At 72.0% G+C, this 21,578-nt stretch carries 25 protein-coding genes; 12 read left to right on the forward strand and 13 right to left on the reverse strand.

Annotated elements, in window-relative coordinates; translation table 11 throughout:
• Window positions 1–115 precede the first annotated feature (115 nt).
• Together ACIGW4_RS28720 and ACIGW4_RS28725 are read left to right on the forward strand one after the other, a co-directional pair.
• Window positions 116–736 (forward strand): flavodoxin family protein, encoded by a 621-nt coding sequence (locus tag ACIGW4_RS28720; protein ID WP_399583678.1) that lies wholly within the window; start codon window positions 116–118, stop codon window positions 734–736.
• A gap of 122 nt (window positions 737–858) precedes the next feature.
• Complete coding sequence (locus tag ACIGW4_RS28725) at window positions 859–1,251, forward strand: DUF6879 family protein (protein WP_399583681.1); 393 nt, start codon at window positions 859–861, stop codon at window positions 1,249–1,251.
• 59 nt (window positions 1,252–1,310) lie between these two features.
• Here ACIGW4_RS28725 and ACIGW4_RS28730 read toward each other — a convergent pair whose 3' ends face one another.
• The 3 genes from ACIGW4_RS28730 to ACIGW4_RS28740 all read right to left on the reverse strand — a co-directional run bounded on the left by ACIGW4_RS28730 (window position 1,311) and on the right by ACIGW4_RS28740 (window position 2,646).
• The gene (locus tag ACIGW4_RS28730; RefSeq protein ID WP_398712531.1) at window positions 1,311–1,487 is read right to left on the reverse strand and encodes a hypothetical protein; all 177 of its coding nucleotides are present in this window, start codon (window positions 1,485–1,487) and stop codon (window positions 1,311–1,313) included.
• A 72-nt stretch (window positions 1,488–1,559) separates the two neighbouring features.
• Window positions 1,560–1,910, reverse strand: coding sequence for a hypothetical protein (locus tag ACIGW4_RS28735; protein WP_399583684.1), 351 nt, complete (start codon window positions 1,908–1,910; stop codon window positions 1,560–1,562).
• Window positions 1,911–2,439: 529 nt separating this feature from the next.
• Window positions 2,440–2,646: a hypothetical protein gene (locus tag ACIGW4_RS28740; protein ID WP_399583687.1), complete on the reverse strand. Its 207-nt coding sequence runs from the start codon at window positions 2,644–2,646 to the stop codon at window positions 2,440–2,442.
• A gap of 164 nt (window positions 2,647–2,810) precedes the next feature.
• Here ACIGW4_RS28740 and ACIGW4_RS28745 point away from each other — a divergent pair, with 164 nt between their 5' ends.
• From ACIGW4_RS28745 to ACIGW4_RS28765, 5 genes are all read left to right on the forward strand, one after another.
• A complete protein-coding gene (locus ACIGW4_RS28745; protein WP_399583690.1) occupies window positions 2,811–3,083 on the forward strand; it encodes a GntR family transcriptional regulator in 273 nt (90 codons plus the stop codon).
• A gap of 46 nt (window positions 3,084–3,129) precedes the next feature.
• Window positions 3,130–3,582 (forward strand): nucleoside deaminase, encoded by a 453-nt coding sequence (locus tag ACIGW4_RS28750; RefSeq protein ID WP_398712539.1) that lies wholly within the window; start codon window positions 3,130–3,132, stop codon window positions 3,580–3,582.
• Entirely contained in the window at window positions 3,575–4,483 is a 909-nt protein-coding gene (locus tag ACIGW4_RS28755; protein ID WP_398712541.1) for an isopenicillin N synthase family dioxygenase, read from the forward strand. The genes ACIGW4_RS28750 and ACIGW4_RS28755 overlap by 8 nt, the downstream gene beginning before the upstream one ends.
• A 90-nt stretch (window positions 4,484–4,573) precedes the next feature.
• Window positions 4,574–6,637 (forward strand): hypothetical protein, encoded by a 2,064-nt coding sequence (locus ACIGW4_RS28760; RefSeq protein ID WP_398712543.1) that lies wholly within the window; start codon window positions 4,574–4,576, stop codon window positions 6,635–6,637.
• A 4-nt stretch (window positions 6,638–6,641) separates the two neighbouring features.
• On the forward strand, window positions 6,642–8,183 hold the full coding sequence (locus tag ACIGW4_RS28765; protein ID WP_123459009.1) for an ABC transporter substrate-binding protein: 1,542 nt from the start codon (window positions 6,642–6,644) through the stop codon (window positions 8,181–8,183).
• 53 nt (window positions 8,184–8,236) lie between these two features.
• On the opposite strand, the gene ACIGW4_RS28770 is transcribed toward ACIGW4_RS28765, so the two are convergent.
• The 8 genes from ACIGW4_RS28770 to hemL form a co-directional block, all read right to left on the reverse strand.
• Entirely contained in the window at window positions 8,237–8,767 is a 531-nt protein-coding gene (locus tag ACIGW4_RS28770; RefSeq protein WP_399583696.1) for an SRPBCC domain-containing protein, read from the reverse strand.
• Window positions 8,768–8,815: 48 nt separating this feature from the next.
• The gene (gene ccsB, locus ACIGW4_RS28775; RefSeq protein WP_399583698.1) at window positions 8,816–9,892 is read right to left on the reverse strand and encodes a c-type cytochrome biogenesis protein CcsB; all 1,077 of its coding nucleotides are present in this window, start codon (window positions 9,890–9,892) and stop codon (window positions 8,816–8,818) included.
• Window positions 9,889–11,589: a cytochrome c biogenesis protein ResB gene (locus ACIGW4_RS28780; RefSeq protein ID WP_123459006.1), complete on the reverse strand. Its 1,701-nt coding sequence runs from the start codon at window positions 11,587–11,589 to the stop codon at window positions 9,889–9,891. The genes ccsB and ACIGW4_RS28780 overlap by 4 nt, the downstream gene beginning before the upstream one ends.
• Window positions 11,590–11,594: 5 nt before the next feature.
• The gene (locus ACIGW4_RS28785; RefSeq protein WP_399583702.1) at window positions 11,595–12,332 is read right to left on the reverse strand and encodes a cytochrome c biogenesis CcdA family protein; all 738 of its coding nucleotides are present in this window, start codon (window positions 12,330–12,332) and stop codon (window positions 11,595–11,597) included.
• A 4-nt stretch (window positions 12,333–12,336) separates the two neighbouring features.
• The gene (locus ACIGW4_RS28790; RefSeq protein ID WP_359590741.1) at window positions 12,337–12,954 is read right to left on the reverse strand and encodes a TlpA disulfide reductase family protein; all 618 of its coding nucleotides are present in this window, start codon (window positions 12,952–12,954) and stop codon (window positions 12,337–12,339) included.
• 77 nt (window positions 12,955–13,031) lie between these two features.
• Window positions 13,032–14,261 carry a hypothetical protein gene (locus ACIGW4_RS28795; protein ID WP_399583705.1) on the reverse strand — a complete coding sequence of 410 codons (1,230 nt, stop codon included), beginning with the start codon at window positions 14,259–14,261 and terminating at the stop codon, window positions 13,032–13,034.
• Window positions 14,262–14,531: 270 nt separating this feature from the next.
• On the reverse strand, window positions 14,532–15,233 hold the full coding sequence (locus tag ACIGW4_RS28800) for a histidine phosphatase family protein (RefSeq protein ID WP_123459003.1): 702 nt from the start codon (window positions 15,231–15,233) through the stop codon (window positions 14,532–14,534).
• Complete coding sequence (gene hemL / locus ACIGW4_RS28805) at window positions 15,230–16,576, reverse strand: glutamate-1-semialdehyde 2,1-aminomutase (protein ID WP_398712552.1); 1,347 nt, start codon at window positions 16,574–16,576, stop codon at window positions 15,230–15,232. Before hemL ends, ACIGW4_RS28800 begins: the two co-directional genes overlap by 4 nt.
• Before the next feature lie 231 nt (window positions 16,577–16,807).
• Between hemL and ACIGW4_RS28810 the strand changes: the two genes are divergently transcribed.
• Together ACIGW4_RS28810 and ACIGW4_RS28815 are read left to right on the forward strand one after the other, a co-directional pair.
• Window positions 16,808–17,410 (forward strand): hypothetical protein, encoded by a 603-nt coding sequence (locus ACIGW4_RS28810; RefSeq protein ID WP_185094935.1) that lies wholly within the window; start codon window positions 16,808–16,810, stop codon window positions 17,408–17,410.
• Between the two features lie 293 nt (window positions 17,411–17,703).
• On the forward strand, window positions 17,704–18,114 hold the full coding sequence (locus tag ACIGW4_RS28815) for a MerR family transcriptional regulator (protein ID WP_398712602.1): 411 nt from the start codon (window positions 17,704–17,706) through the stop codon (window positions 18,112–18,114).
• 7 nt (window positions 18,115–18,121) lie between these two features.
• On the opposite strand, the gene ACIGW4_RS28820 is transcribed toward ACIGW4_RS28815, so the two are convergent.
• Window positions 18,122–19,036 (reverse strand): ABC transporter substrate-binding protein, encoded by a 915-nt coding sequence (locus ACIGW4_RS28820; protein WP_399583709.1) that lies wholly within the window; start codon window positions 19,034–19,036, stop codon window positions 18,122–18,124.
• 263 nt (window positions 19,037–19,299) lie between these two features.
• Here ACIGW4_RS28820 and ACIGW4_RS28825 point away from each other — a divergent pair, with 263 nt between their 5' ends.
• The 3 genes from ACIGW4_RS28825 to ACIGW4_RS28835 all read left to right on the forward strand — a co-directional run bounded on the left by ACIGW4_RS28825 (window position 19,300) and on the right by ACIGW4_RS28835 (window position 21,133).
• On the forward strand, window positions 19,300–19,548 hold the full coding sequence (locus tag ACIGW4_RS28825) for a hypothetical protein (RefSeq protein WP_123458998.1): 249 nt from the start codon (window positions 19,300–19,302) through the stop codon (window positions 19,546–19,548).
• A 167-nt stretch (window positions 19,549–19,715) separates the two neighbouring features.
• Window positions 19,716–20,600: a DUF6597 domain-containing transcriptional factor gene (locus tag ACIGW4_RS28830; RefSeq protein ID WP_399583712.1), complete on the forward strand. Its 885-nt coding sequence runs from the start codon at window positions 19,716–19,718 to the stop codon at window positions 20,598–20,600.
• Window positions 20,601–20,614: 14 nt separating this feature from the next.
• A complete protein-coding gene (locus ACIGW4_RS28835) occupies window positions 20,615–21,133 on the forward strand; it encodes a GNAT family N-acetyltransferase (protein WP_398712557.1) in 519 nt (172 codons plus the stop codon).
• Here ACIGW4_RS28835 and ACIGW4_RS28840 read toward each other — a convergent pair.
• Window positions 21,130–21,576: a GNAT family N-acetyltransferase gene (locus ACIGW4_RS28840; RefSeq protein ID WP_123458996.1), complete on the reverse strand. Its 447-nt coding sequence runs from the start codon at window positions 21,574–21,576 to the stop codon at window positions 21,130–21,132. The genes ACIGW4_RS28835 and ACIGW4_RS28840 overlap by 4 nt on opposite strands.
• Between the last annotated feature and the right edge of the window lie 2 nt (window positions 21,577–21,578).

Raw genomic sequence — 21,578 nt, forward strand, 5'->3', positions numbered from 1 at the left:
TACGGACGGGGGCCGTTCACGGTCCACGAGCCAGTGGGGCGTCCTTCCGATGGGGGCGATCGGCGGGGCCGATGGGGCCGGAATACGCCGGGGAACCCGGAGGTTGGCACCGGACATGACCCTCGACGCCGCACGTGACACGGACCGCTCGTTCCTCTTCGTCCTCGGCAGCTCCCGCGCCGACGGCAACTCCGAGATCCTGGCCCGCGCGGCGGCCGAGCACCTGCCCGCCGACGTCCCGCAACGCTGGGTGGACCTGAACGAACTGACGCTGCCGGACTTCCAGGACGGCCGGCACGAGGACGCCGCCAGGCGGCCCGGGGAGACCGAGGAACTCCTGCGCCGGGCGACGCTCGACGCCACCGACGTCGTCATCGTCTCGCCCCTCTACTGGTACAGCCTCTCCGCGCAGACCAAGCGCTACCTGGACTACTGGTCGGGCTGGCTGAACGTGCCCGGCTCGGACTTCAAGGAGCGCATGGCGGGCGGCACGCTGTGGGGGGTGACGGCCCTGGCGCACGAGGAACACGAGGTCGCGGACGGCCTGGTCACCGGCCTGAACCACTCGGCGGCCTACATGGGGATGCGCTTCGGCGGAGTCCTGACGGGCACGGCCTCCCGCCCCGGCCGGGTCCGCGCCGACGAGCGGGCGATGGCCCGCGCCAAGACCTTCTTCCACCAGGAGGCCCCGCTGGCCCGCTTCCCGTACGAGGAGGAGGTGGGGGCGGCGGCGTGAGGGGCCGGGCACCCCGCCGGGCTGGGGGAAGGCGTTGTGCGCAATCCCGCGCAATCCAGCCCCGCATCTTCACACGACCACGCATCCTGGAGCCCCGAACCCCCGCCCAGAGAGGCCCAGACATGCCGCTCCGGTTCCTCGGTACGACCAGCGACGACGGTGACTGCCCCACCCTGTACGAGGTCGAGTCCACAGGCGAGATCCTCGTGCAGGGCGAGCGCGTCACCGACCCCGCCCAGCTCGCCGAACTCCGCGACGTCAAGGAGTCCGAGACGTTCGTGACCGTCCCCCGAGAGCTGCTGACCCGCTTCGCCCCGCGCGCCGAGACCCGCGAAATGGTCCCGTTCTCGGAGATCAGCCGCCTTTTCGCCGATTTCGAGCACACCGCATGGCGCCTGGAGACCCGACGTGGTTACGCCACCGACCGCAACAGCCCGAAGTGGGCTCGCTGGAAGGCAGGTGCCGAGATCTCCGCCGAACCCCCCAACATCAGGGGCCGACGTCGGTCCGGATAGATGGCGCCGGATGGCACAGGCACCCGCAGGAGAGATGCCGGCTCCCTGGGACGCCGCTGTCAGAGGTAGGTCACCTGGAGGACGTATCCGCATTCGTAGCGCGGGACAAGAAGGAAGACGAGCATCCCGCCTGGAACCCGCACATGTTCGCTCCTGGGGTTCTCTCCCTGGAACAGGCTGCCGTCGAGGTAAAGGGCTTCCGCAGCCCTGACCAGCTCATCGGCTCGCTTCTCCACCTCGGCGACGAAAGCCGGTGGGGCGCCTCCGATGAACGTACTCCTCGCCAGGGTCGTACTCCCACCTCCAGCTCACCCGCCTACCGCCTTGTGCGCGGCTCGGATGATGTCCCCGGCTGCTCGTACGTACCGGCGACTCTCCTCCGGGTCCTCGGCGATCTGGGCCAGGTATTCGGCGCGACGCAGTTCGCGGGCGGTGTCGGGGAACCGTTCGATCTCGATGACGGCGGCCCACTGGATCAGGAACATGCGCAGGGGGGTGATGCCGCTCTGCGCGATGGCCTCCGTCACCGCCGCACGCTGGCTGGCGTCCATCCCGGCCAACCGCTCGGGAGCGACGACCGCGAGGGCTGCCCGGAGGGCAGCGGGAGTCCGCTCGGGGCGCGGGATGAGTTCTCCGGTCCGGTCAGGCCGTGTCGTCACCGTGTCCTCCAAGGGGCGCCCCGGCCAGCGTAGCCAGCCCCATGCCGACCGCGCGTCGATGCGCTCGTATCAGGGCGGGACGGGCGAGACGCCGGACGCCTCGCCCGTTGCGGGACGCCTCTACGGCATCAGGGCGTGCAGGAGCAGCAGGACCGCCGCGGTGGAGGCCGCGAGAAGCACGACCGTCCAGGTGCGGCGCTTCACGTGGCGGGCGCCGGATGGCACGGGCACCCGCACACAAGGTGGCGGACCCCTGGTACTCCGCTGTCGCGGGGTGCGTGGTCGCGGCAGCGGTCGTGGCGGCCGACAATGCAGCGCGGCGACCTGAACTCCGGCTCAACCGTGAGGGCGTGGGTCAGCAGGGAGACGGTCACCGCGTCCGCGATCTCCGGCGTCACCCACCAGCCGTCGCCCGCGCGGTCGCGGTGCGGGCCGTCGTGGTCGATGGCCAGCACGCAGACCGAGCCGCCCCACACCGGTCGTACGACCTCCGCGACGGCGAGCACGGAACGCCGTGCCCCGCAGCGGCTCATCGGGCGGTCCCGGCGTGGATGTTCCGGTGGTCGACGTCCACTCCGACCGTGGCCAGCCACAGCGCCCGGCGGCGCCTGCGCTGTGCCACCCGGGTGGTCGGACGGGTGCGGTGCCTGCCGGTGGGCGGCAGGGCCAACATGAGCAGCCCCAGCAGAACGGGCATCAGCGCCCAGCCCAGGGCGCGCGCGATAGGGTTCGACACGTCATCAACTGCCTTGTGAGTTGGTGGCCATGCCCCGGGGCCGGTACCAGCGGTCGCCGGGGTCTTCTTTGCCCAAAAACCGTAGCCCGCCCCATAGCCCTCTGTATACAAGTACAGAGGGATCCACTCGATCGTGGAGATGCAAGCCGCTCTACGTTGGACATATGAGCGAGACTTCCGTACCGAACGAGCCTCTGGATCCGAAGAGCGCCACCCCGCTCTACATCCAGCTCGCCGAGATCATCAGTAGGCAGATCGCCTCGGGCGCCCTTGCCCCCGACCGCCCGATTCCTTCCGAGAACCGGATGGCCGAGGAGTACGGCGTGGCCCGGCTGACCGCTCGGCGGGCCACGCAGGAGCTTCGGGAGCGCGGGCTCGTGATCACAGTGCGCGGCAAGGGGTCCTACGTCACCCCGCTGGACGCCGAGAAGGAGTAACCCAACGGGGTGTGACACCCCTGGTCCCTCGGGGAAGCCTCCCCCCATGGACCAGGAACAAGCCCGCCGGTGGCTCGCCACCGCCCTCGACGAGGCCCGCGCCGGGCTCGCCGAGGGCGGGATCCCCATCGGGGCCGCTCTCTACGGCGCCGACGGGACGCTGCTCGGGCGCGGGCACAACCGGCGCGTGCAGGACGGGGACCCGTCGACGCACGCCGAGACCGCCGCCTTCCGGGCCGCCGGGCGGCAGCGCTCGTACCGGGGGACGACGATGGTGACGACCCTGTCCCCCTGCTGGTACTGCTCCGGGCTCGTGCGGCAGTTCGGGATCTCGCGGGTGGTCGTCGGGGAGGCGGAGACCTTCCACGGCGGGCACGACTGGCTCGCCGAGCACGGGGTCGAGGTGGTCGTGCTCGGCGATCCCGAATGCGTCGAGCTCATGCGGGATTTCATCGACCGGCACCCCACGCTCTGGAATGAGGACATCGGCGATGAGTGAAGCCCGCCTCCCCACCATCGACCTGCGGCGCGACCCCGCCCCCCAGCTCCCCGCCGTCGACCGCGCCCTGCGCGAGGCCGGGTTCCTGCTGGTCACCGGGCACGGGGTGGACCCAGGTCTGCGGGCCGCCATCCGTGAGACGGCCCGCGCCTTCTTCCACCTCCCGCCGGCCGTCAAGGAGCCGTACGCGGTGCGGGTCGGCGGGCGCGGGTGGCTCGGGCCGGGCGCGGAGGCCAACGGGTACGCGGAGGGCACGGCGACCCCGCCCGACCTGAAGGAGTCGCTCTCCTTCGCGGCGGAGGAGCCGACCGGGGACCCGGCGGTGGACGCGGAGTGGTTCCTGCCGAACACCTGGCCCGCCGAGGTGCCCGAGCTGAAGCCGCTCCTCGACACCTACCTCGCGCAGATGAAGGCGCTCTCGGACCGGGTCCTCGATCTGCTGGGCGTCGCGCTCGGCGAGGAGCGGGACTTCTTCACCCGGCACACCGGCCACCCCACGTTCGGCTTCAATATCAACTGGTATCCGGGGCGGGAGCGGACCGGCGAGCCGGAGCCGGGGCAGTTCCGCATCGGCCCGCACACGGACTTCGGCACGGTCACCGTCCTGGACCGGGAGGCGGGCAAGGGCGGGCTCCAGGTGTTCACGGACGCCGGGGGCTGGCAGGACGCCCCGTACGATCCGGCCGCCTTCACCGTCAACATCGGCGACCTCATGGCGGGTTGGACCGGCGGGCGGTGGCGGTCGGGACGGCACCGCGTACTGCCGCCGCCGGCGGACGCGCCCGCCGAGGAGCTGATGTCGCTGGTGTACTTCTACGAGTGCACCCCCGGGACCACCATCCACGGCATCGAGTCGCACGGATATCTACGGGCCCGGCTCGACGCCATCGCCACGGACTGAGAACACCTCCACAACAGAGTCGAAAAGACTCCCGCTTTCCCAACACGCCGTCGATATCCTTGAGTTGACTGTGACGGGGGTGGCAGGGGCGTGGACAGAGAGCTGTACGGCCGTGAGGCGGCCCTGGACGAGGGCGGGCTCGTCGCCCGGCTCGTCGGGCTCACCCGGCAGGGGGCCGCGCGCGTCGCGTACGAGCACGGGGACGACCCGCCCGTGACGGTCTTCACCGGCGGTCGCGGCATGGGGAAGACCGCCCTGCTCAAGGAGGTCCGCAACCGCTACAAGGGCCACACGCCGCTCGCCCTCCTCGACTGCGCCCACATCGAGCCGCCCGCCGACCACGGCCCCGGCTGGACCCCGGTCACCGGCGCCCTCGCCGAGCTGGCCGTGCAGCTGTCGCCGAAGGTGCTGGGCGCCCGGCCCGTGCGCTTCCCCCGGCTCTCGCTCGGCCTGGTCGCGGTCGCCTCGCTCGCCTGGTCCCAGGAGGACGACGAGCGGGCCCGGCGCGACCTCCAGCGCCTCGGGCCGCTCCTCGCGACCGTCGACGCCACCAGGGGTGCCGCCGCCAACTGGGTCGGCAAGGTCCTCGCCAAGCTCGCCGCCACCTTCGCCGACGCCGCCGTCCCCCTCGCCGGACTGCTCGCCGAGGCGACCGTGGAGACCGTCCTGGAGGAGGTGTTCGGCCGCCTCCAGCGCACCTCCGAGAGCTGGTACGGCACCTACCGCAACGCCGGCGGGCGCGCCAAGGCCGGCCTCCAGCAGCTCGCGATCGACTTCGAGCAGGGCGGCCGGCGCCGAGGCGAGGCCGAGGCCTTCCTCGTCGGCGCCCTCACCGAGGACCTGCGCCACGCCTACACCGGGCTCCAGCGCGGCGCCCGCATCGGCAGGCCCCTGCTCCTCCTCGACAACGCCCACGAGCCGCTCGGCCGGCAGCTCGTCGAGCCGATCCTGCGCGCCCGCGCCGCCGAGGGCCGCCGCGACCGGATCGTCGTCCTCGCCACCTCCCGGGTCCGCGACCACGAGGGCCTGCGGCAGGCCACCCGCACCCGGCTCCCGGAGACCGCGCACCGGGCGCCCTGCCCGCGCGGCGCGAGCGTCGGCTCCGGCATCCTCGCCGTCGAACTGACCCCGCTCTCCCCCGCCCAGACCCGGTCCGCCTTCGACCGCCACGACCCGGCGGGCCGCACCCCCGCCGAACTCGCCCGCGCCGTCCACCGGCTGACCGGCGGCCGCCCGCTCGGCGTGGCCCTCCTCGGCCGGGCCGCCGGCGAGGCCCCCGCGGAGCTGCGGGCCGGCCTCACCCCGGGCCGGCTGCTCGACCTGACGGTGGAGCTGCGCGAGGACGCCCCGCCGGTGCCCGTCGCCCCCGCGCTCCTCGCCGAACTCCTGCCGGTGCGCAGACCGGGGCCGTACGCCGTGCTCGCCGCGACCCACGACGAGGAGTCCGCCCGGATGCTGGCCCACGCCCGGCTCCAGGCCGAGTCCCTGGACGGGGACGTGGCGCTGCGGGTCCGCGACCAGCTGCGCGCCGAGGACTGGGGCGAGGGCCCCGGGCACTTCGTCGCCGACCCGCTGCTGCGCGCCCTGCTCCTGTACCGGCTGCGGTTCGAGGACGACGACCATCCGCGGTACGCCGCCTGGCACGCCGTCCACGAGACGCTGTACCGGCACTACGGGCCGGGCCCCGGCCCGTACCGCCTCCACCACGGCCTCGCCCTCGGCCGTACCGAGGAGGCCGTCACGCACCTGCGGGAGACCTTCCCCGGGCAGGACGTCCTCGGCTGGCTCGGCCGGCTCCGGTTCATCGCCTCCGCCCCGTACCCGCGCGAGCGGAACCGGCCGGGGCCCGACCCGCGCCGGGCGGTCGCCCTCGGCCAGGAGCCGCCCGGCGCCCTCCCCGCCGGCCTCGACCCCGACACCACCGAACTCCACCTGTCCGTACGGCGGCTGCTGCACGCCCTGTGGCTGCTCACCGATCCGCTCGCCCTGCCCGACGACGAGGTCGCCGACCGGCTCGCGCACGAGCTGCGCCGGCTCTCCGGCCGCCATCTGACGGGCAGCGGTTCACTCTGGGACGCGGCGAGCCACTGGCCGCGCGACATCCGTGCCTGGCGGGAGCCGTCGCTGCCGCCGGGCCGTGAGAACGGAGTCTGACGCCATGCCCGACCGTCTGTCCCTCCGGCTGCGCCGGCGCGTCCGCACCCCCCGCCAGAAGCTCGTCGCCTCACTGGTCACCGCCGCCGTCGTCCTCGGTCTCGGCGGCTACGGCGTCTCACGGCTGACCACCCCGGAGGACCGTTCCTGCGCCGCCGGCGTGGCCCGCCCCGCCGGCAGCTCCGAGTGCGTCGGCGTCAACGGCGACGGCCACGCCTTCGGCATGCCGGACCTCGACGAGGTCGCCGGGGCCATCGGCCGCGAGAACGCCACGCTGAAGCCCGGCGAGTACGCGACCGTCGCCGTCCTCCTGCCGCTGACCTCCACCGACGGCGGCATGCGGGAGAAGGTCCTGCACGAGGTCCAGGGCGCGTACGCCTACCAGTACCGGGCCAACCACGAGTCCAACAGCGAGACCCCGAAGATCCGCCTGGTCCTCGCGAACACCGGCAAGGGCAACGCCCACTGGCGCGAGACCGTCGACCGGCTGATCGCCATGACGGACACCTCCGACCGGCTGCGGGCCGTGTCCGGCGTCGCCACCTCCTCCACCGAGGTACGGGAGGCGGTGGCCGCCCTCACCGCCGCCGGGGTCGCCGTCGTCGGCACCACCATCACCGCCGACGACATCGCCAACGGCCCCGGCCACAACCGCTACCCGGGGCTCGCACGCGTCTCCCCCACCAACACCGACGAGGCCAAGGCCCTCTCGCACTTCGGCCGGGTGGACGCCGCCAAGGCCTTCCTCGTCCAGGACACCCGGACCGGCGACCACTACACCGACACCCTCAAGGCCGCCTTCACCGCCAACCTCAAGGGCGCCCCGCACGAACCGGCGCTCTTCACCTCGCCCGCCGACCCCACCGAGGAGGGCACCACCGCCAACACCTTCCGCCAGATCACCCATCTGATCTGCGACACCCGCGCCGAGACCGTCTTCTTCGCGGGCCGCCACACCCAGCTCCGGCAGTTCATCAACGCGCTCGGCTCCCGCGGCTGCACCGACCGCGCCTTCACCGTCCTCACCGGCGACGAGGGCTCCTACCTGGGCGCGGACAAGAAGCTCGACCGCAAGGCGCTGAAGGCGAAGCTGACCGTGCGGTACGCCTCGCTCGCCCACCCGGACGCCTGGCAGCCGGCCCCGGGGCGGCGGATCCCGGCGACGGGCGGTTCGACGGGGGCGTACTCGACGTTCCTGACGGACATCGCCCGCGCCGCGAAGAAGCCGGTGACGCTCACGGACGGGCAGGCGATCATCGCGTACGACGCGATGGCGACGGCGGTCCACGCGATCCGCCAGGCCACCCCGGAAGGCGCCGCCTACCCGGCGAAGGAGGACGTGGGCACGCAGTGGCCGCAGGTCAAGGGCTCCCTCCGGGTGGAGGGCGCGAGCGGCTGGATCTGCCTGGACAACTACGGCAACCCGTACAACAAGGCGGTCCCGATCGTGGAACTGACCCAGGCCGGCGCCCAGCGCTTCGTCCAGACGGCCTGGCCGGAGGGCGAACCCCCGACGGACACGTGCCTGCCGCCGAAGAAGGGGTGAGCCGCCGCGCCCGGGCTTCCGCCCCTACGCGGCCGTGCCCGGGCGGCCCGCCCCTACGACACCCACTTGGGCCAGGGGGCCTCGTCCCGCTCGTACAGCTCCCGCAGATGCCGCCACCGCTCCGGCGACCAGTCCCGCCAGTCCGTGGGGTGACCGTCCAGCGCCGCCACGAGCCGCTCGAAGTGGTCGTGCCACCCGGCCAGCAGGTCCAGCCGGTACTCGGCGGACCCCCGCACCTCGTTGGTGAAACGCAGCACGGTCGACCCGTCGCCCCCGGCCCCCGGTTCCAGGTGGAACCGGATCCGGCCGTGCGTCGGGCCGACCGTGTACTCGGCCACGTAGTCGGGGTCCCAGGCGGTCACCCGCCCCGAGACCTCGGTGTCGCTGTTGAGCCAGCGGAGGGTGACCCGCCCGCCGAGCCGCGGCTCCAGCGGGTCCGCCTCGCAGAGCCAGGCCGGCAGGCCCTCGGGCGAGGCGACGGCCGCCCAGACCGCCGGCATCGGCTGCGGGAGGTCGACGACGAAGTGCAGCAGATGCCGGTCGCCGTCGTGGGTCTCGCTCCTGCCCCGGGAGATCTCGCTCATGTCTCCAGCGTCACCCGGGGACAGGCCTCGTGCCAGCGCAGGAACGGCTCAGACGCCGGCGTAGGAGTGCTTGCTGCTCACGAAGATGTTGACGCCGTAGTAGTTGAAGAGGAAGCAGGCGAAGGCGATGAGCGCGATGTACGCGGCCTTCCGCCCCTTCCAGCCGGCCGTCGCGCGCGCGTGCAGGTACGCCGCGTAACCGACCCAGGTGATGAAGGACCAGACCTCCTTGGCGTCCCAGCCCCAGTAGCGGCCCCACGCGTCACCGGCCCAGATCGCGCCGGCGATGATCGTGAAGGTCCAGAGCGGGAAGACCGCCGCGTTGACCCGGTACGAGAACTTGTCGAGCGTCGCCGCGGCGGGCAGCCGCTCCAGGACCGAGCGGGCGAAGGAGCCGGGGTTGCCGCCGGTCGCGAGCTTGTTCTCGTACGAGTCGCGGAAGAGGTACAGCAGGGTGGCGACCGCGCCGAGGTAGAAGACGGCGCCGCAGAAGATCGCGGTGGACACGTGGATCCACAGCCAGTACGAGTCGAGCGCGGGCACCAGCTGGTCACTGGGGGTCTTCAGCCAGGTGACGGCCATGCCCAGGTCGAGCAGGACCGTGGTGACCAGCGGCAGGCCGATCCAGCGGACGTTCTTCTTGGCGAGGAGGAAGCCGAGGTACGCGCCGACCGCCACCGTGGAGAAGGTGGTGGAGAACTCGTACATGTTGCCCCAGGGGGCCCGCTGCACGGAGAGCGCCCGGGAGACCACGCCCGCCGCCTCGATCGCGAAGGCGAGGACGGTGAGCGAGACGGCGATGCGGCCGTACAGGTCGCCCTTGGCGGTGCCGCCGGCCGCGCCGGGGCCGTCCGGCACGTCACGGGTGCCGGCCGTGGAGCGGGTGACGACCTTCGGCTTGTCGAGGACGGCGGTGCCGCCGGCCTGCTTGACCTGGACGGACACGGCGGCGGCCGGGGCCGGCTGCGTGAGGGCGGCGGCGGTGCGGCCGACCTTGCTGCGGCTGCCGAACACCCACTCGGCGATGTGGGCGAAGAAGGCCAGGGTGTAGACGGCCATCGAGGAGTAGACGAGCAGGTCGCTCATCTGCGCCAGGCCTTCGTCGGTCGTGGCGGCGAGGATCACTTGTCGGCCTCTCCAGAAGGGACGGGGGCTTCTGCGGGTTCTTCCGCGGGTTCCGGTGCCGGGGCCGCGGGCGGGGCCTCCACGGTGAGGGCGAGGGCGAGGGCGCCCAGCTCCTCCGGCAGCTTGGCGGACTCGCTGCGGCCGAGTCCGGCCATCTCGACGACGGTGACGCCGTCCTCACCGCGCACGGCCCGGACCCAGACCCGGCGGCGCTGGATGAAGAGCGAGCCGCTCAGACCGGCGATCGCGGCGATCGCGCCCGTGAGGGCGAGGCCGTTGCCGGGCTGCTGCGAGATCTGGAAGCTCGCCCACTCCTTGATGTCCTTCTCGAAGGTGATCGAGCCGGCGCCGTCGGGCAGCGTCATCGTCTCGCCGGGCAGCATCCGCTGCGCGACCCCGGTCCCCTTGTCGATCTTGAACTGCTTCATCTTGGTGGTGTCGAGCTGGTACACGTTCTGCGGCAGGCCGGAGTTCACGCGCAGGTCGCCGTGGAAGCCGGTGAGCGCCATGACCGGGAAGCCGAGCGCGGGGAACTGCGAGAACATCGAGCCCTTGCCCTCGCCCGCGAAGGTCGGCACGAAGAAGGCCTTGAAGCCGAGCTGTTCCTTCTTGCCGTTCTTGTCGCGGTAGCCGTCCATCACCTTGATGGCGCCGGTCGACGTGATGTTGTTGTCGATCGGCAGCAGCGGCACGGCGCCGTGGAAGACGGTCTTGCCGCGGCCGTCCCTGACGGTGACGACGGGCGCGTACCCGTGGGCGATCAGGTAGACCTTGGAGTCGCCCACCTCGAGCGGCTGGTTGACCCGGATGACCGCCTTCTTGTCCGCGCCGCCCTGCGAGTAGCTGACGGCCGCCTCGAAGGTGCGCGGGGTGCCGCGCTGGGGGCCGTCCTTCTGGTACGTGCCGGTGAAGGAGTTCAGGGTGAAGCTGAACGGCTCCAGCTCGTCGACGCCGAACTGGGAGCCGGACTTGAAGTCGTCGTACTGGGTGAGCGTGTTGGCGAAGCCGTCGCCCTCGACGATCAGCTTGCCGCCCTCGGACTTGAAGAGCTGGCCCCAGGCGAAGGCGACGAGCATCACGATCAGGGCGATGTGGAAGGCCAGGTTCCCGGCCTCGCGGAGGTAGCCCTTCTCGGCGGCGACCGCGTTCCCCGCCGTATGGGCGCGGAAGCGGCGGCCCTTGAGGACGGCGAGCGCGGCCGCGCGGACCTGCTCGGGCTCGGCCTCGGTGCGCCAGGTGGTGTAGGCGGGGAGCCGGTCGAGGCGCCGGGGGGCACCCGGCGGGCGGCTGCGGAGCTGGCCGACGAACTGCCAGCTGCGCGGCAGGATGCAGCCGATGAGGGAGACGAACAGCAGGATGTAGATCGCGGAGAACCACACCGAGCTGTAGACGTCGAAGAACTGCAGCTTCTCGTACAGCGGGGTGAGGGTGGGGTGGGCCGCCTTGAAGGTCTGCACCTTCAGCTCGTCCGCGCTGGTCTGCGGGATGAGGGAGCCGGGGACGGCGCCCAGGGAGAGCATGAAGAGGAGGAGCAGCGCGACCCGCATGGAGGTCAGCTGCCGCCAGAACCAGCGGATCCAGCCGATGACCCCGAGGGTGGGTCCGCCGACGGCGGTGTCCTCCCGGGGGGCGGTCGACAGCTGTGCCCCGGCGTCGCCGAGGGCCTCCTGCTGCTCGCTCGTGTCGGTCTTGCTCATGGAACTCAGATCCCCACCGTGAAACCGCTGGACCAGCCCTGCATCGTGGCCACCATGCTGTCCCACGCGCCCGTCAGGAGCAGAACACCGGTGACGATCATCATGCCGCCACCGATCCGCATGACCCACACATAGTGCTTCTTGACCCAGCCGAACACGCCGAGCGCCTTGCGGAAGGCGACGGCGGCGAGCACGAACGGGACGCCGAGGCCGAGGCAGTACGCGAAGGCGAGCACCGCCCCGCGGCCGGCGCTGGCCTGTTCCAGGGCGAGGGCGTTGACCGAGGCGAGCGTCGGTCCGATGCACGGGGTCCAGCCGATGCCGAAGAGGGCCCCGAGGAGCGGGGCGCCGATCAGTCCGGCGACGGGCTTCTTGTGGAAGCGGAACTCGCGCTGGGTGAACCAGGGCATCAGGCCCATGAAGAACACGCCCATGAGGATCATGAGCACGCCGAGGACCGTGGTGAGCGTCTCGCGGTACTCCTGGAGCGTCGATCCGAAGTAGCCGAAGAGCGCGCCGCCGGAGACGAACACGGCGGTGAAGCCGAGGACGAAGAGGACGGCACCGGTGGTCATTCGGCCGCGGCGGCGCTCGGCGAGGTCGGTGCCGGTGACGCCGGTCACGTAGCTCAGGTAGCCGGGGACGAGCGGCAGGACGCAGGGGGAGAAGAAGGAGACGAGGCCGCCGAGGACCGCGAGGGGCAGGGCGAGCAGCAGGGCTCCGCTGGTGACCGTCTCGTTCACGGGCTCACTTCTCCTTGAGGAGGGGCTCGATCATCGACCGGAGCTCCTCGTCGTTGAGCGCCTTGAGCGAGCGGGCGGCGATCTTGCCCTCCTTGTCGAGGACGACGGTGGAGGGGATGCCCTGGAGGCTGAGGGTGCCCTTGGGGAAGCCGAAGAGGATGAGCTTGCCCTGCGGGTCGTAGAGGCTCGGGTAGGGGATCCCGTAGTCCTCCTCGAAGGCGATCGCCGGCTGCTTGTTGGGGTCGCGGGTGTTGAGGCCGACGAACCGGACGTCCTGGCCCTTGAGGTCCTTGGCGACCTTCGCGAAGTGGGGGGCCTCGGCGCGGCAGGGGCTGCACCAGGAGCCCCAGGCGTTGAGGACGACGACCTTGCCCTTGAAGTCGGCGACGTCGAGCTGCTTGCCGTCGAGGGTCTCGCCCGCGAGCTTTCCGGTGGACGCGCGCTTGCCCTTGGCGGCGGTGGAGATGCCGCCCGTGTTGGTCACGAAGTTGGTGTTGCCACCGCCGCCGGACTTGCCGTTGTCGTCGCCGCCGCAGGCCGAGAGCGTGAGGGCGGCGACGGACAGCATTCCGACGGCGGTCAGGGCGCGCCGGGTGCGTCGGGGGGCACGGCTAAGGCTCATGTGAAAAGTTTCGCATGGGCGTTTGGGGGATCTTGGGCACCCCCCTACGTGCCCGTAAAGCCCCTTGTCAAGATCGCTTAAGCGGTCGGGGTGGACGTGGGCGTCTTCCCGGCCTTCTCGGGCCGGAGGAAAGCGTTCCAGCCGCCCGCGGGCTTCTGTCCGACTTCCAGCGAGCGCAGCTTCTCCAGGATCTTCGGGTCCTGGACGTCGAGCCAGTCCACGAACTGCTTGAAGGAGACGAGCCGCACGTCCTTCTTTCCGGCCATTCCCTTGAGCGCCTCTTCGACGGCGTCCATGTAGATGCCGCCGTTCCACTGCTCGAAGTGGTTGCCGATGAAGAAAGGCGCGCGATTCGACTCGTACGCGCGCGTGAAGCCGGAAAGGTACGCCTCGGCCGCCTGCTTGCGCCAGCCGGGATAGCGCGAGGGCATGCCCTTGGTCGTGTTCTTCGACTGGTTGGCGAGCATGTTGTAGTCCATGGAGAGGACCTCGAAGGAGTGCCCGGGGAAGGGCACGGCCTGGAGGGGGAGGTCCCAGATGCCCTGGCGCTTCGTCGGCCACATCTGGCGGCCGCCGGGCGAGCTGGCGTCGTAGCGCCAGCCCAGGCGCTTGGCGGTGGGGAGGAGGTTGTCCTGGCCGAGGAGGCAGGGGGTGCGGCCGCCGACGAGCTCCTTGGAGTAGTCGAAGGGCAGCGGGTCGAGGTCGGTCCAGCCGCTGTTGGTCTTCCACTCGGTGACGAACTTCATCGCCTGGTCGATCTCGCTCTGCCACTGGGCCGGGGTCCAGTTGCCGACGGAGCCGGAGCCGCCGCAGAAGTGCCCGTTGAAGTGGGTGCCGATCTCGTGGCCGTCGAGCCAGGCCTGCCGGACGTACTTCAGGGTCTCCTTGATGTGCCCGTCGGTGAGGTAGCCGATGTCGGAGGCGCCGACGCGGTTGTTCGGCGGGCGGTAGAGGTCCTTCTTCGACTCGGGGAGGAGGTAGATCCCGGAGAGGAAGAAGGTCATCGCCGCATCGTTGTTCTTCGCGAGTTCGAGGAAGCGCGGGAAGAGGCCGTTGCCGACCTCGCCCGCGCCGTCCCAGGAGAAGATCACGAACTGGGGCGGGGTCTGGCCGGATTCGAGCGGGACGGGGGCGTCGGGCTGGTGCGGCTGCTTGCCGGTGTCGGCGGTGGAACCGTCGCCGATGAGCCGGGCGTCGTCCTTCGTCGGGGTGGGCGTGCCCGGGTCCGCCGAGACGTCACCCCCCTTGCCCGGTCCAGATTGTCCGGGCTTGTCTTGGTTTCCGGTGCTGCACGCGGCAAGCCCCATCGCCGCAGCGGCCCCAACGCCCGCTCCGAGCAGCCCCCTTCGACTGATCCCGCTGATCCCGCGCATGACATCCCCATTCGCGCTGACGTATGACCTGAACGTCATCCAAACCGACAATGAGTGAGATGCCGGGAGGAACACGGAGGTTCCGGAAAATCGCACAAAAATTTTAGGGCGGACGGATGACATGAACATCATCCGACCGCCCTGAACTGTGGCCCCTCGGCACCCCCCTGTCCAGTGGAGCGCCGCGCGACACGGGCCGCGGGGCTACGCCCCGAAGGCCTTCGACTTCCCCTTGACCGGCTTCGCGCCCGCGAGGAGGTGCGCCGGGACGAGGTCCCGGGCCGGCTCGCTGTACCCGACCGAGACGATCTTGTCGCCGCGGTACGTGAACGAGGTCAGCGACGCCAGCGTGCACTGACGACGGCGCGGGTCGTGCCAGAGCCGCCGCTTCTCCACGAAGCTCCGCACGATCCAGATCGGCAGCTGGTGGCTGACGCAGACCGCCTCGTGCCCCCGGGCCGCGTCCTTCGCCGCGTCGAGCGCGCCCATCATGCGCACGACCTGCTCGACGTACGGCTCGCCCCACGACGGCTGGAACGGGTTGGTGAGGTGCTTCCAGTTCGCCGGCTTGCGCAGCGCCCCGTCACCGACGCCGAAGGTCTTGCCCTCGAAGACGTTCTCCGCCTCGATCAGCCGCTCGTCGGTGGCCAGGTCCAGACCGTGCGTCTTGGCGATCGGCGTCGCCGTCTCCTGCGCCCGCTCCAGCGGGGAGGCGACGACGTACGTGATGTCCCGGCCGGCCAGCGACTCGGCCACCCGGTCCGCCATCTGCCGGCCCAGCTCGGACAGGTGGTAGCCGGCCCGGCGCCCGTACAGCACGCCGTCGGGGTTGTGGACCTCGCCGTGGCGCATCAGATGGACGACGGTGATGTCCTGGTCGCTCTTCTTGTCGGCGGGGAGGCTCATGCGGTCGCCTCCGCGGCGGCGCGGGCCGCGGCCGGGAGGGCGGCGGCGATCCGCTCGATCGCCCGCTCGTCGTGCGCGGTCGACACGAACCAGGACTCGAACGCGGACGGCGGCAGGTAGACGCCGTCGGCCAGCATCGAGTGGAAGAAGGCGTTGAAGCGGAACGCCTCCTGCTTCTTCGCGTCGTCGTAGTTCCGCACCTCGTCGGCGGTGAAGAACACCGAGAACATGTTGGAGGCGGTCTGCAGCCGGTGCGCCACGCCCTCCTTGGTCAGCGCGCCCGTGACCAGGCCCTGGATCTCGCTCGACACCGCGTCGACCTTCTCGTACGCGGCCCCGTCGAGCAGCCGCAGCTGCGCGAGTCCGGCGGCGGTCGCGACCGGGTTACCGGAGAGGGTGCCCGCCTGGTAGACCGGACCGGCCGGCGCCAGGTGCCCCATGACGTCCGCGCGGCCACCGAACGCGGCCGCCGGGAAACCGCCGCCCATGACCTTGCCGAAGGTCATCAGGTCGGGCTTCACGCCGTCGACGCCGTACCAGCCGGCCCGCGAGGTACGGAATCCGGTCATCACCTCGTCGGAGATGTACAGCGCGCCGTTCTCCCGGCACAGGTCCGCCAGACCCTGGTTGAAGCCGTCCACCGGCGGCACGACGCCCATGTTGCCCGGCGAGGCCTCCGTGATCACACAGGCGATCTCGCCCGGGTGCGCGGCGAACGCCTCCCGCACGGCCTCCAGGTCGTTGTACGGCAGCACGATCGTGTCGCCGGCCTGCGCGCCGGTCACACCGGGCGTGTCCGGCAGGGCGAAGGTGGCCAGACCGGAGCCGGCCGCGGCGAGCAGCGCGTCCACGTGGCCGTGGTAGCAGCCCGCGAACTTGACGACCTTGGCGCGCCCGGTGAACCCGCGGGCCAGCCGGATCGCGGACATGGTCGCCTCCGTGCCGCTGGAGACCAGCCGCACCTGCTCGACCGGCTCGATCCGCGCGACGATCTCCTCGGCGAGCGCGACCTCGCCCTCGCCGGGCGTGCCGAAGGAGGTGCCGCGCGCCACGGCGGCCTGCACGGCGGCGGTGACCTCGGGGTGCGCGTGGCCGAGGATCATCGGTCCCCACGAGCAGACGAGGTCGACGTACTCACGACCGTCCGCGTCGGTGAGGTACGGACCGGAACCGGACACCATGAACCGGGGCGTTCCGCCCACGGCCCGGAAGGCACGCACCGGTGAATTCACGCCGCCGGGCGTCACGAGGGAAGCGCGGTCGAAAAGCGTCTGTGAGACTGGGGCTTCGTATGAATACGGCACTGTGATCCTGACCTGCGAGAACGACTTCGGGCACGACATCGGGAACGGAGGGACGGCGGTGAGCATCCTGTCTGTTACGCCGAGGCGCTCCCCGTCCGCGTCTGCGAAACTGGGGCGTCATAGGGATGACTCACGGAATCCATGGTGTCAGAGGCCACGGCGTTCTTGCGGACAGGTGTTTCACCGTACGAACGCGGGGGAGGTCACTGACACGATGATCGGGTTGCGCGGCGGGGTCGTGTTGCCGAGAAAAAGCAGTCGGGTGGAGATATGCATCGCGGTGGCGGACCGGGCGAGGGGACGGACGACCTGGGTCCGGAGTCTGCCCGGCGGGGAAGGCACCGGCGCAGGCGATCCGAGGAGCCGACCGCTTCGGAGCACCGGCCGAAGCCGGAGCCCGTGGCGGACTCGGCCCCTACGACCGGGGGCCGGAGCTTGGGGGTGACGTACAAGTACTTCGGCGCGCCGAACAGCGCCACCGCGGCCCAGGTCCCGATCTCGATGCGCCCCGAGGAGCTCGGCGGGGACGAGCTCGGCATGGGCGGCATGTTCACCAAGATCAAGCCCGAGACGATAGCGGCCATGGTCCTGACCGGCATCCAGGGGATGCCCCTGCACAAGGTGCCGCCGCTGGAGCTGGTGGTGCTGCACCCGGACTACGCGGTGGTGAAGCTGCCGATGACCGTGGTCGACCCGCTGCGCGGGATCGGCGAGGAGTCGGTGGGCGCCGCCGCCTTCATCTGGTCGACGGTCCCGGACCGCGGCGGCCCGCGCGACGCCTTCGACGTCTACCGGCTCCTCCACGAGTGGCAGGACTTCTCGGTCCGCCTCCACGAGGCGGGACACCAGCCGTACTGCCTGGTCTGGCCGTGAGGCCGTACCGCCTGGTCCGAGCATGAGGCCGTACCGCCTGGTCCGAGCATGAGGCCGTACCGTCCGGTCCGAGCATGAGGCCGTACCGTCCGGTCCGAGCATGGGGCCGTACCGTCCGGTCCGGCCGCGAGGCGAGCGGCACGCAGGCGTTTCGCCACGGTTCCACCCCTCATAGGTGCTGAAATTAGGACGAATCCTATGGAATGCGCGGAAGTCGCGCCCTGAGGGGAGCCTCCGTACGCCCTGGCGACTCCCCGCACGAGGAAGGAGCCAGACGCGTGAGCGCAGTACGCATGACCGGCCGGCCCATGCAGATCGGCGAGGTCGCCGCACGGACCGAACTGTCGCTGCGGACCATCCGGCAGTACGAGGACAGCGGACTGGTCGCCCCGTCCGCGTCCTCGCCGGGCGGCTTCCCCCTCTACACGGACGCGGACGTGTCCCGGCTGATGGTGGTCCGCCGGATGGGACCGCTCGGTTTCACCCTCGACGAGACCCGCGATCTCCTCACCGCCGTGGACCGGCTGGCCGCCGACCGCCCGGGCACGGCCACCGAACTCGAACCGGCCGAGCGGACCGCCCTGGTGGGCCGCGTCCGCCGCTACGAGGAGGCCGCGGCGGAGCGCGTCGCCGAACTGCGGGCCCAGCTCGCCCGCGCGGAGGAGTTCGCCGCCTCCCTCCGCGCCCGTCTCGCGCAGCCGTAGCCGGCTCTCATGCCGCCAGGGCCTCGGCCAGGTCGCGGAAGAAGCGGGCGTAGGCGGCGGGGCTGGGCGGGGTCTCGGGGCTCCAGGGGGCGAGACGGACCCCGGCGGGGAGCTCGTACGGCGGGGTCGCGTGCTCCCGGTCGTCGAAGAGGACCAGATCGGGACGGAGTTCGGCGACCCTGGTCCAGTCACCGGTGAGCCAGTTGGAGCCGGGCCCCGGACCGGGGTCGAGCATCCGGACGCCCAGCCCGGCGAGGTGCGCCAGCTCGGGCCAGGCCTGCGGCCGGGCGAGGTGTACCTGCTCGGCCCCCGCCCCGGAGAGCGCGAGCACGGCGACCCCGCCCCGGGCGGCGACGCTCCGGAGGAGGGCTTCGGCGGCGGCGAGGTCGGGGGCGGGGGCGGGGGCGGCGGGCAGGGGTCCGGCGGCGGTTTCGGAGACGGAAGCGGAGGGCTCCGGCCCGGCGGGCTCGGAAGCGGACGGCTCCCGCACGGCGGGCGTGAGGCTCGCGGCCAGTGCGGCGAAGCGGGCGAGGATCGCGGGCAGGGCGAGTTCGCCGCTGACGGAGAGCGCGACGAGCGGGATCCCGAGACGCTCGGCGACCGCTTCGTCGAGCGCGTACGGGCTCTTGCCGTCATAGGTCACGTCGACGATCACGTCCGGCCGCAGCTCACGGAGCACCTCCTCGTCCAGGGCCCGGCCCGGTCCGAGGTACGGCACTCCGGCCGCCCGGAGACCACCGGCCTTGGCAGGATCGAGCGCCTCGCCGTCGTGCCCGGAGCCGTACACGGCGACCGGCGCCGCCCCGAGGTCGAGCAGCGCCGCACCGGCCCGTACGTAGGCGGCGACGCGCAGCGGCACGCGGGCCGCCCCCAGCTCCGTACCCCTGTCGTCCGTGAATCCCCATCCCTCTGGTCCGGACATGCGGCTGCTCCCTCCCGGCCGGAATCTCCCTCGTCCGTCACCTTGGAGGGGTTCCACGGACCGCACAAGAGGGCCTGTCGCCCGCCGCCGACGGGCCGGGCCGGGACTTCGGTCCCGGTTCCCCCCTGCCGAAAGTCCCCCAGGGTGGTGTTAACTGAACGAGTCGGGAGGAAGCAGTAGGAATCACCAGCGCCGTCGTGCACGCGCGCGCCACCTGCCCGGGCGCGTGGGACACGGGCGGCCCTCACGCCCTGGAGTGAGCCATGTCCTTGCCCGGCCCGTTCTCGGACCCCCGTGTGATCGCCCTCGTCGGCGTGCTCGCCGTGTCGACGGTGACGTGGCTGACGCTGGGCCTGCGGGCCCGGGCCCGCGCCCGCCGCGAGCCGACGGGCACCTTGCTGGAGCGGGTCTGGCACCCGCAGGAGTCGGTGCCCCTGACGCCCGAGGAGGAGCACGCCTTCGGCCAGGTCGTCTCCCGGCTCACCCCCGGCCCGGCGGGCCGCCTGCACTGACGGGCGAGCGCCGACCGGCTCGCGCCCCGGGCCCGGTCGTGATCCCGGTCCTGGTCGTGATCCCGGTCCCGGTCCTGATCCCGGTCCTGGCCCTGGCCTTGATTCCGGCCCCGACCTCGGCCCCAGTCCTGGCCCCGGCCCCGGCCCCGGGGCCTAGCATGCGGATCATGTCCGCCTCCGCGCCCCGCCCCCGCCGGGACACCCGGGGCATCGTCGACCCGGCCGAGCTGCTCTCCCGCGTCCGCTTCCGCCGTCACGTCCCGGCGCCGGAACTGCGGCCGTACCTGGAGCACTACTGGCTGATGGACTGGGAACTGCCGGAGCCGTACGCGAGCCGTCTCGTCCCGCACCCGTCGGTGAACGTCGTCTTCCAGCGGTACGGGCGGCCGGGCGCCCCGACGGCGGCGGCGAGCGCGTGGGCCGAGGTGGCGGGGGTGGGCCTGGGCCTGTTCACGCAGAAGCTGACGGGGGTGGGCCGGGTCTGCGGAGTCCAGTTCCGGCCGGGCGGCTTCCGGCCCTTCGCGCCCGCGTGGCCGGTGTCGACCTGGACGGGCAGGCGGGTGCCGCTGGGGGACGTGTTCCCGGACGAAGGCGGGTCGGGGAGCGCCGGCACTCCGGCAGCCGTACCGGCCGCGCTACCGGCCGTGCTGTCCCCGGACGACGACCACGCGCGCGTGGCGGCGCTCGACGCCTTCCTCCTGGCGCACGGACCGGCACCCGACCCGGCCGCCGAGCAGGCGATGGAGCTGGTGGACCTGATCCGCTCGGACCGCACGGTCCGCAGGGCGTCCCGGCTGGCCACCGCGAGCGGCCTGTCGGCGCGCTCGCTCCAGCGCCTCTTCGCCGGTCATGTCGGCGTCGGCCCGAAGTGGGTGATCCTGCGCTACCGGTTCCACGAGGCCCTGGAGCGGGCCGGGTCGGCGGGCGACGCCGACTGGGCCGCGCTCGCCGCGGAGTTGGGATACAGCGATCAGGCCCATCTCGTAAGGGACTTCACGGCGACGATCGGGGTGCCGCCCACCGCGTACGCCCGCGCGGTGTCAGCACCCTGACCTACGGTACGGACATGGACGAAGACACCTCATCCGTACGCCTGGAAGCCTGGTCCGAGGAGGACGCCGGGCTCCTGCGCGCCCTGAACGCGCCGGAGTTGACGACCCATCTCGGCGGCCCGGAGACCGAGGAACAGCTCGTGCGGAGACACGGGCGGTACGTGGGGCTGAGCGCCGACGGGACGGGCGCGGGGCGCATGTTCCGGATCGTGCTGCTGCCGGAGGAGGTCGTGGTGGGCAGCATCGGATTCTGGGCGCAGACCTGGGACGGCGAGCCCGTGTACGAGACGGGGTGGGCGGTGCTGCCGGGCTTCCAGGGCCGGGGCGTGGCGACGGCCGCCACGCGCGCGGTGGTCGCCGAGGCCCGGGCCGCGGGGCTGCACCGCCGGCTGCACGCGTTCCCGTCCAGGGACAACGCCGCGTCGAACGCGGTGTGCCGCAAGGCGGGGTTCGAACTGCTCGGCGAGCGGGACTTCGAGTACCCGCCGGGGAACCCGATGCGCTGCAACGACTGGCGGTTCGACCTCGGCTAGCCGGCGTCCGGGGCGGTGAGCGACCGGGTGAAGTGGAAGGCCACGATGTCGAAGCGCTCGCGCAGGTAGAAGCGGTGGGCGCCGGTGCGGTGGGTGCCGGAGTCGAGGTTGAGCTCGTGGCACCCGGCCGCGCGGGCGTGCTCCTCCAGGTGGGCGATGAGCGCGTGCCCGACGCCGGTGGAGCGGTCGGCGGCGGCGGTCACCAGGTCGTCGACGTAGAGCTTGCGCAGGGAGCTGGTGTTGTCGATGATCCGCCAGCCGGCCGCGCCGACGCAGCGGCCGGCGTCCGTGTAGGCGGCGCTGAACCGCAGGCCTTGGGGGTGCCCGGCCTCGTGGACCTCGCGGAAGAGCTCCGGGGTGAGGTGGGGGCGGAGTTCGCGGAGGACCGGCAGGAGGTCGCTCTCCAGCCGGGGGTCGCCGAGGGCGAGGTCGATGATCTTCATGT

Source organism: Streptomyces sp. NPDC053513 (assembly GCF_044544765.1).
Classification (GTDB): Bacteria; Actinomycetota; Actinomycetes; order Streptomycetales; family Streptomycetaceae; genus Streptomyces; species Streptomyces litmocidini.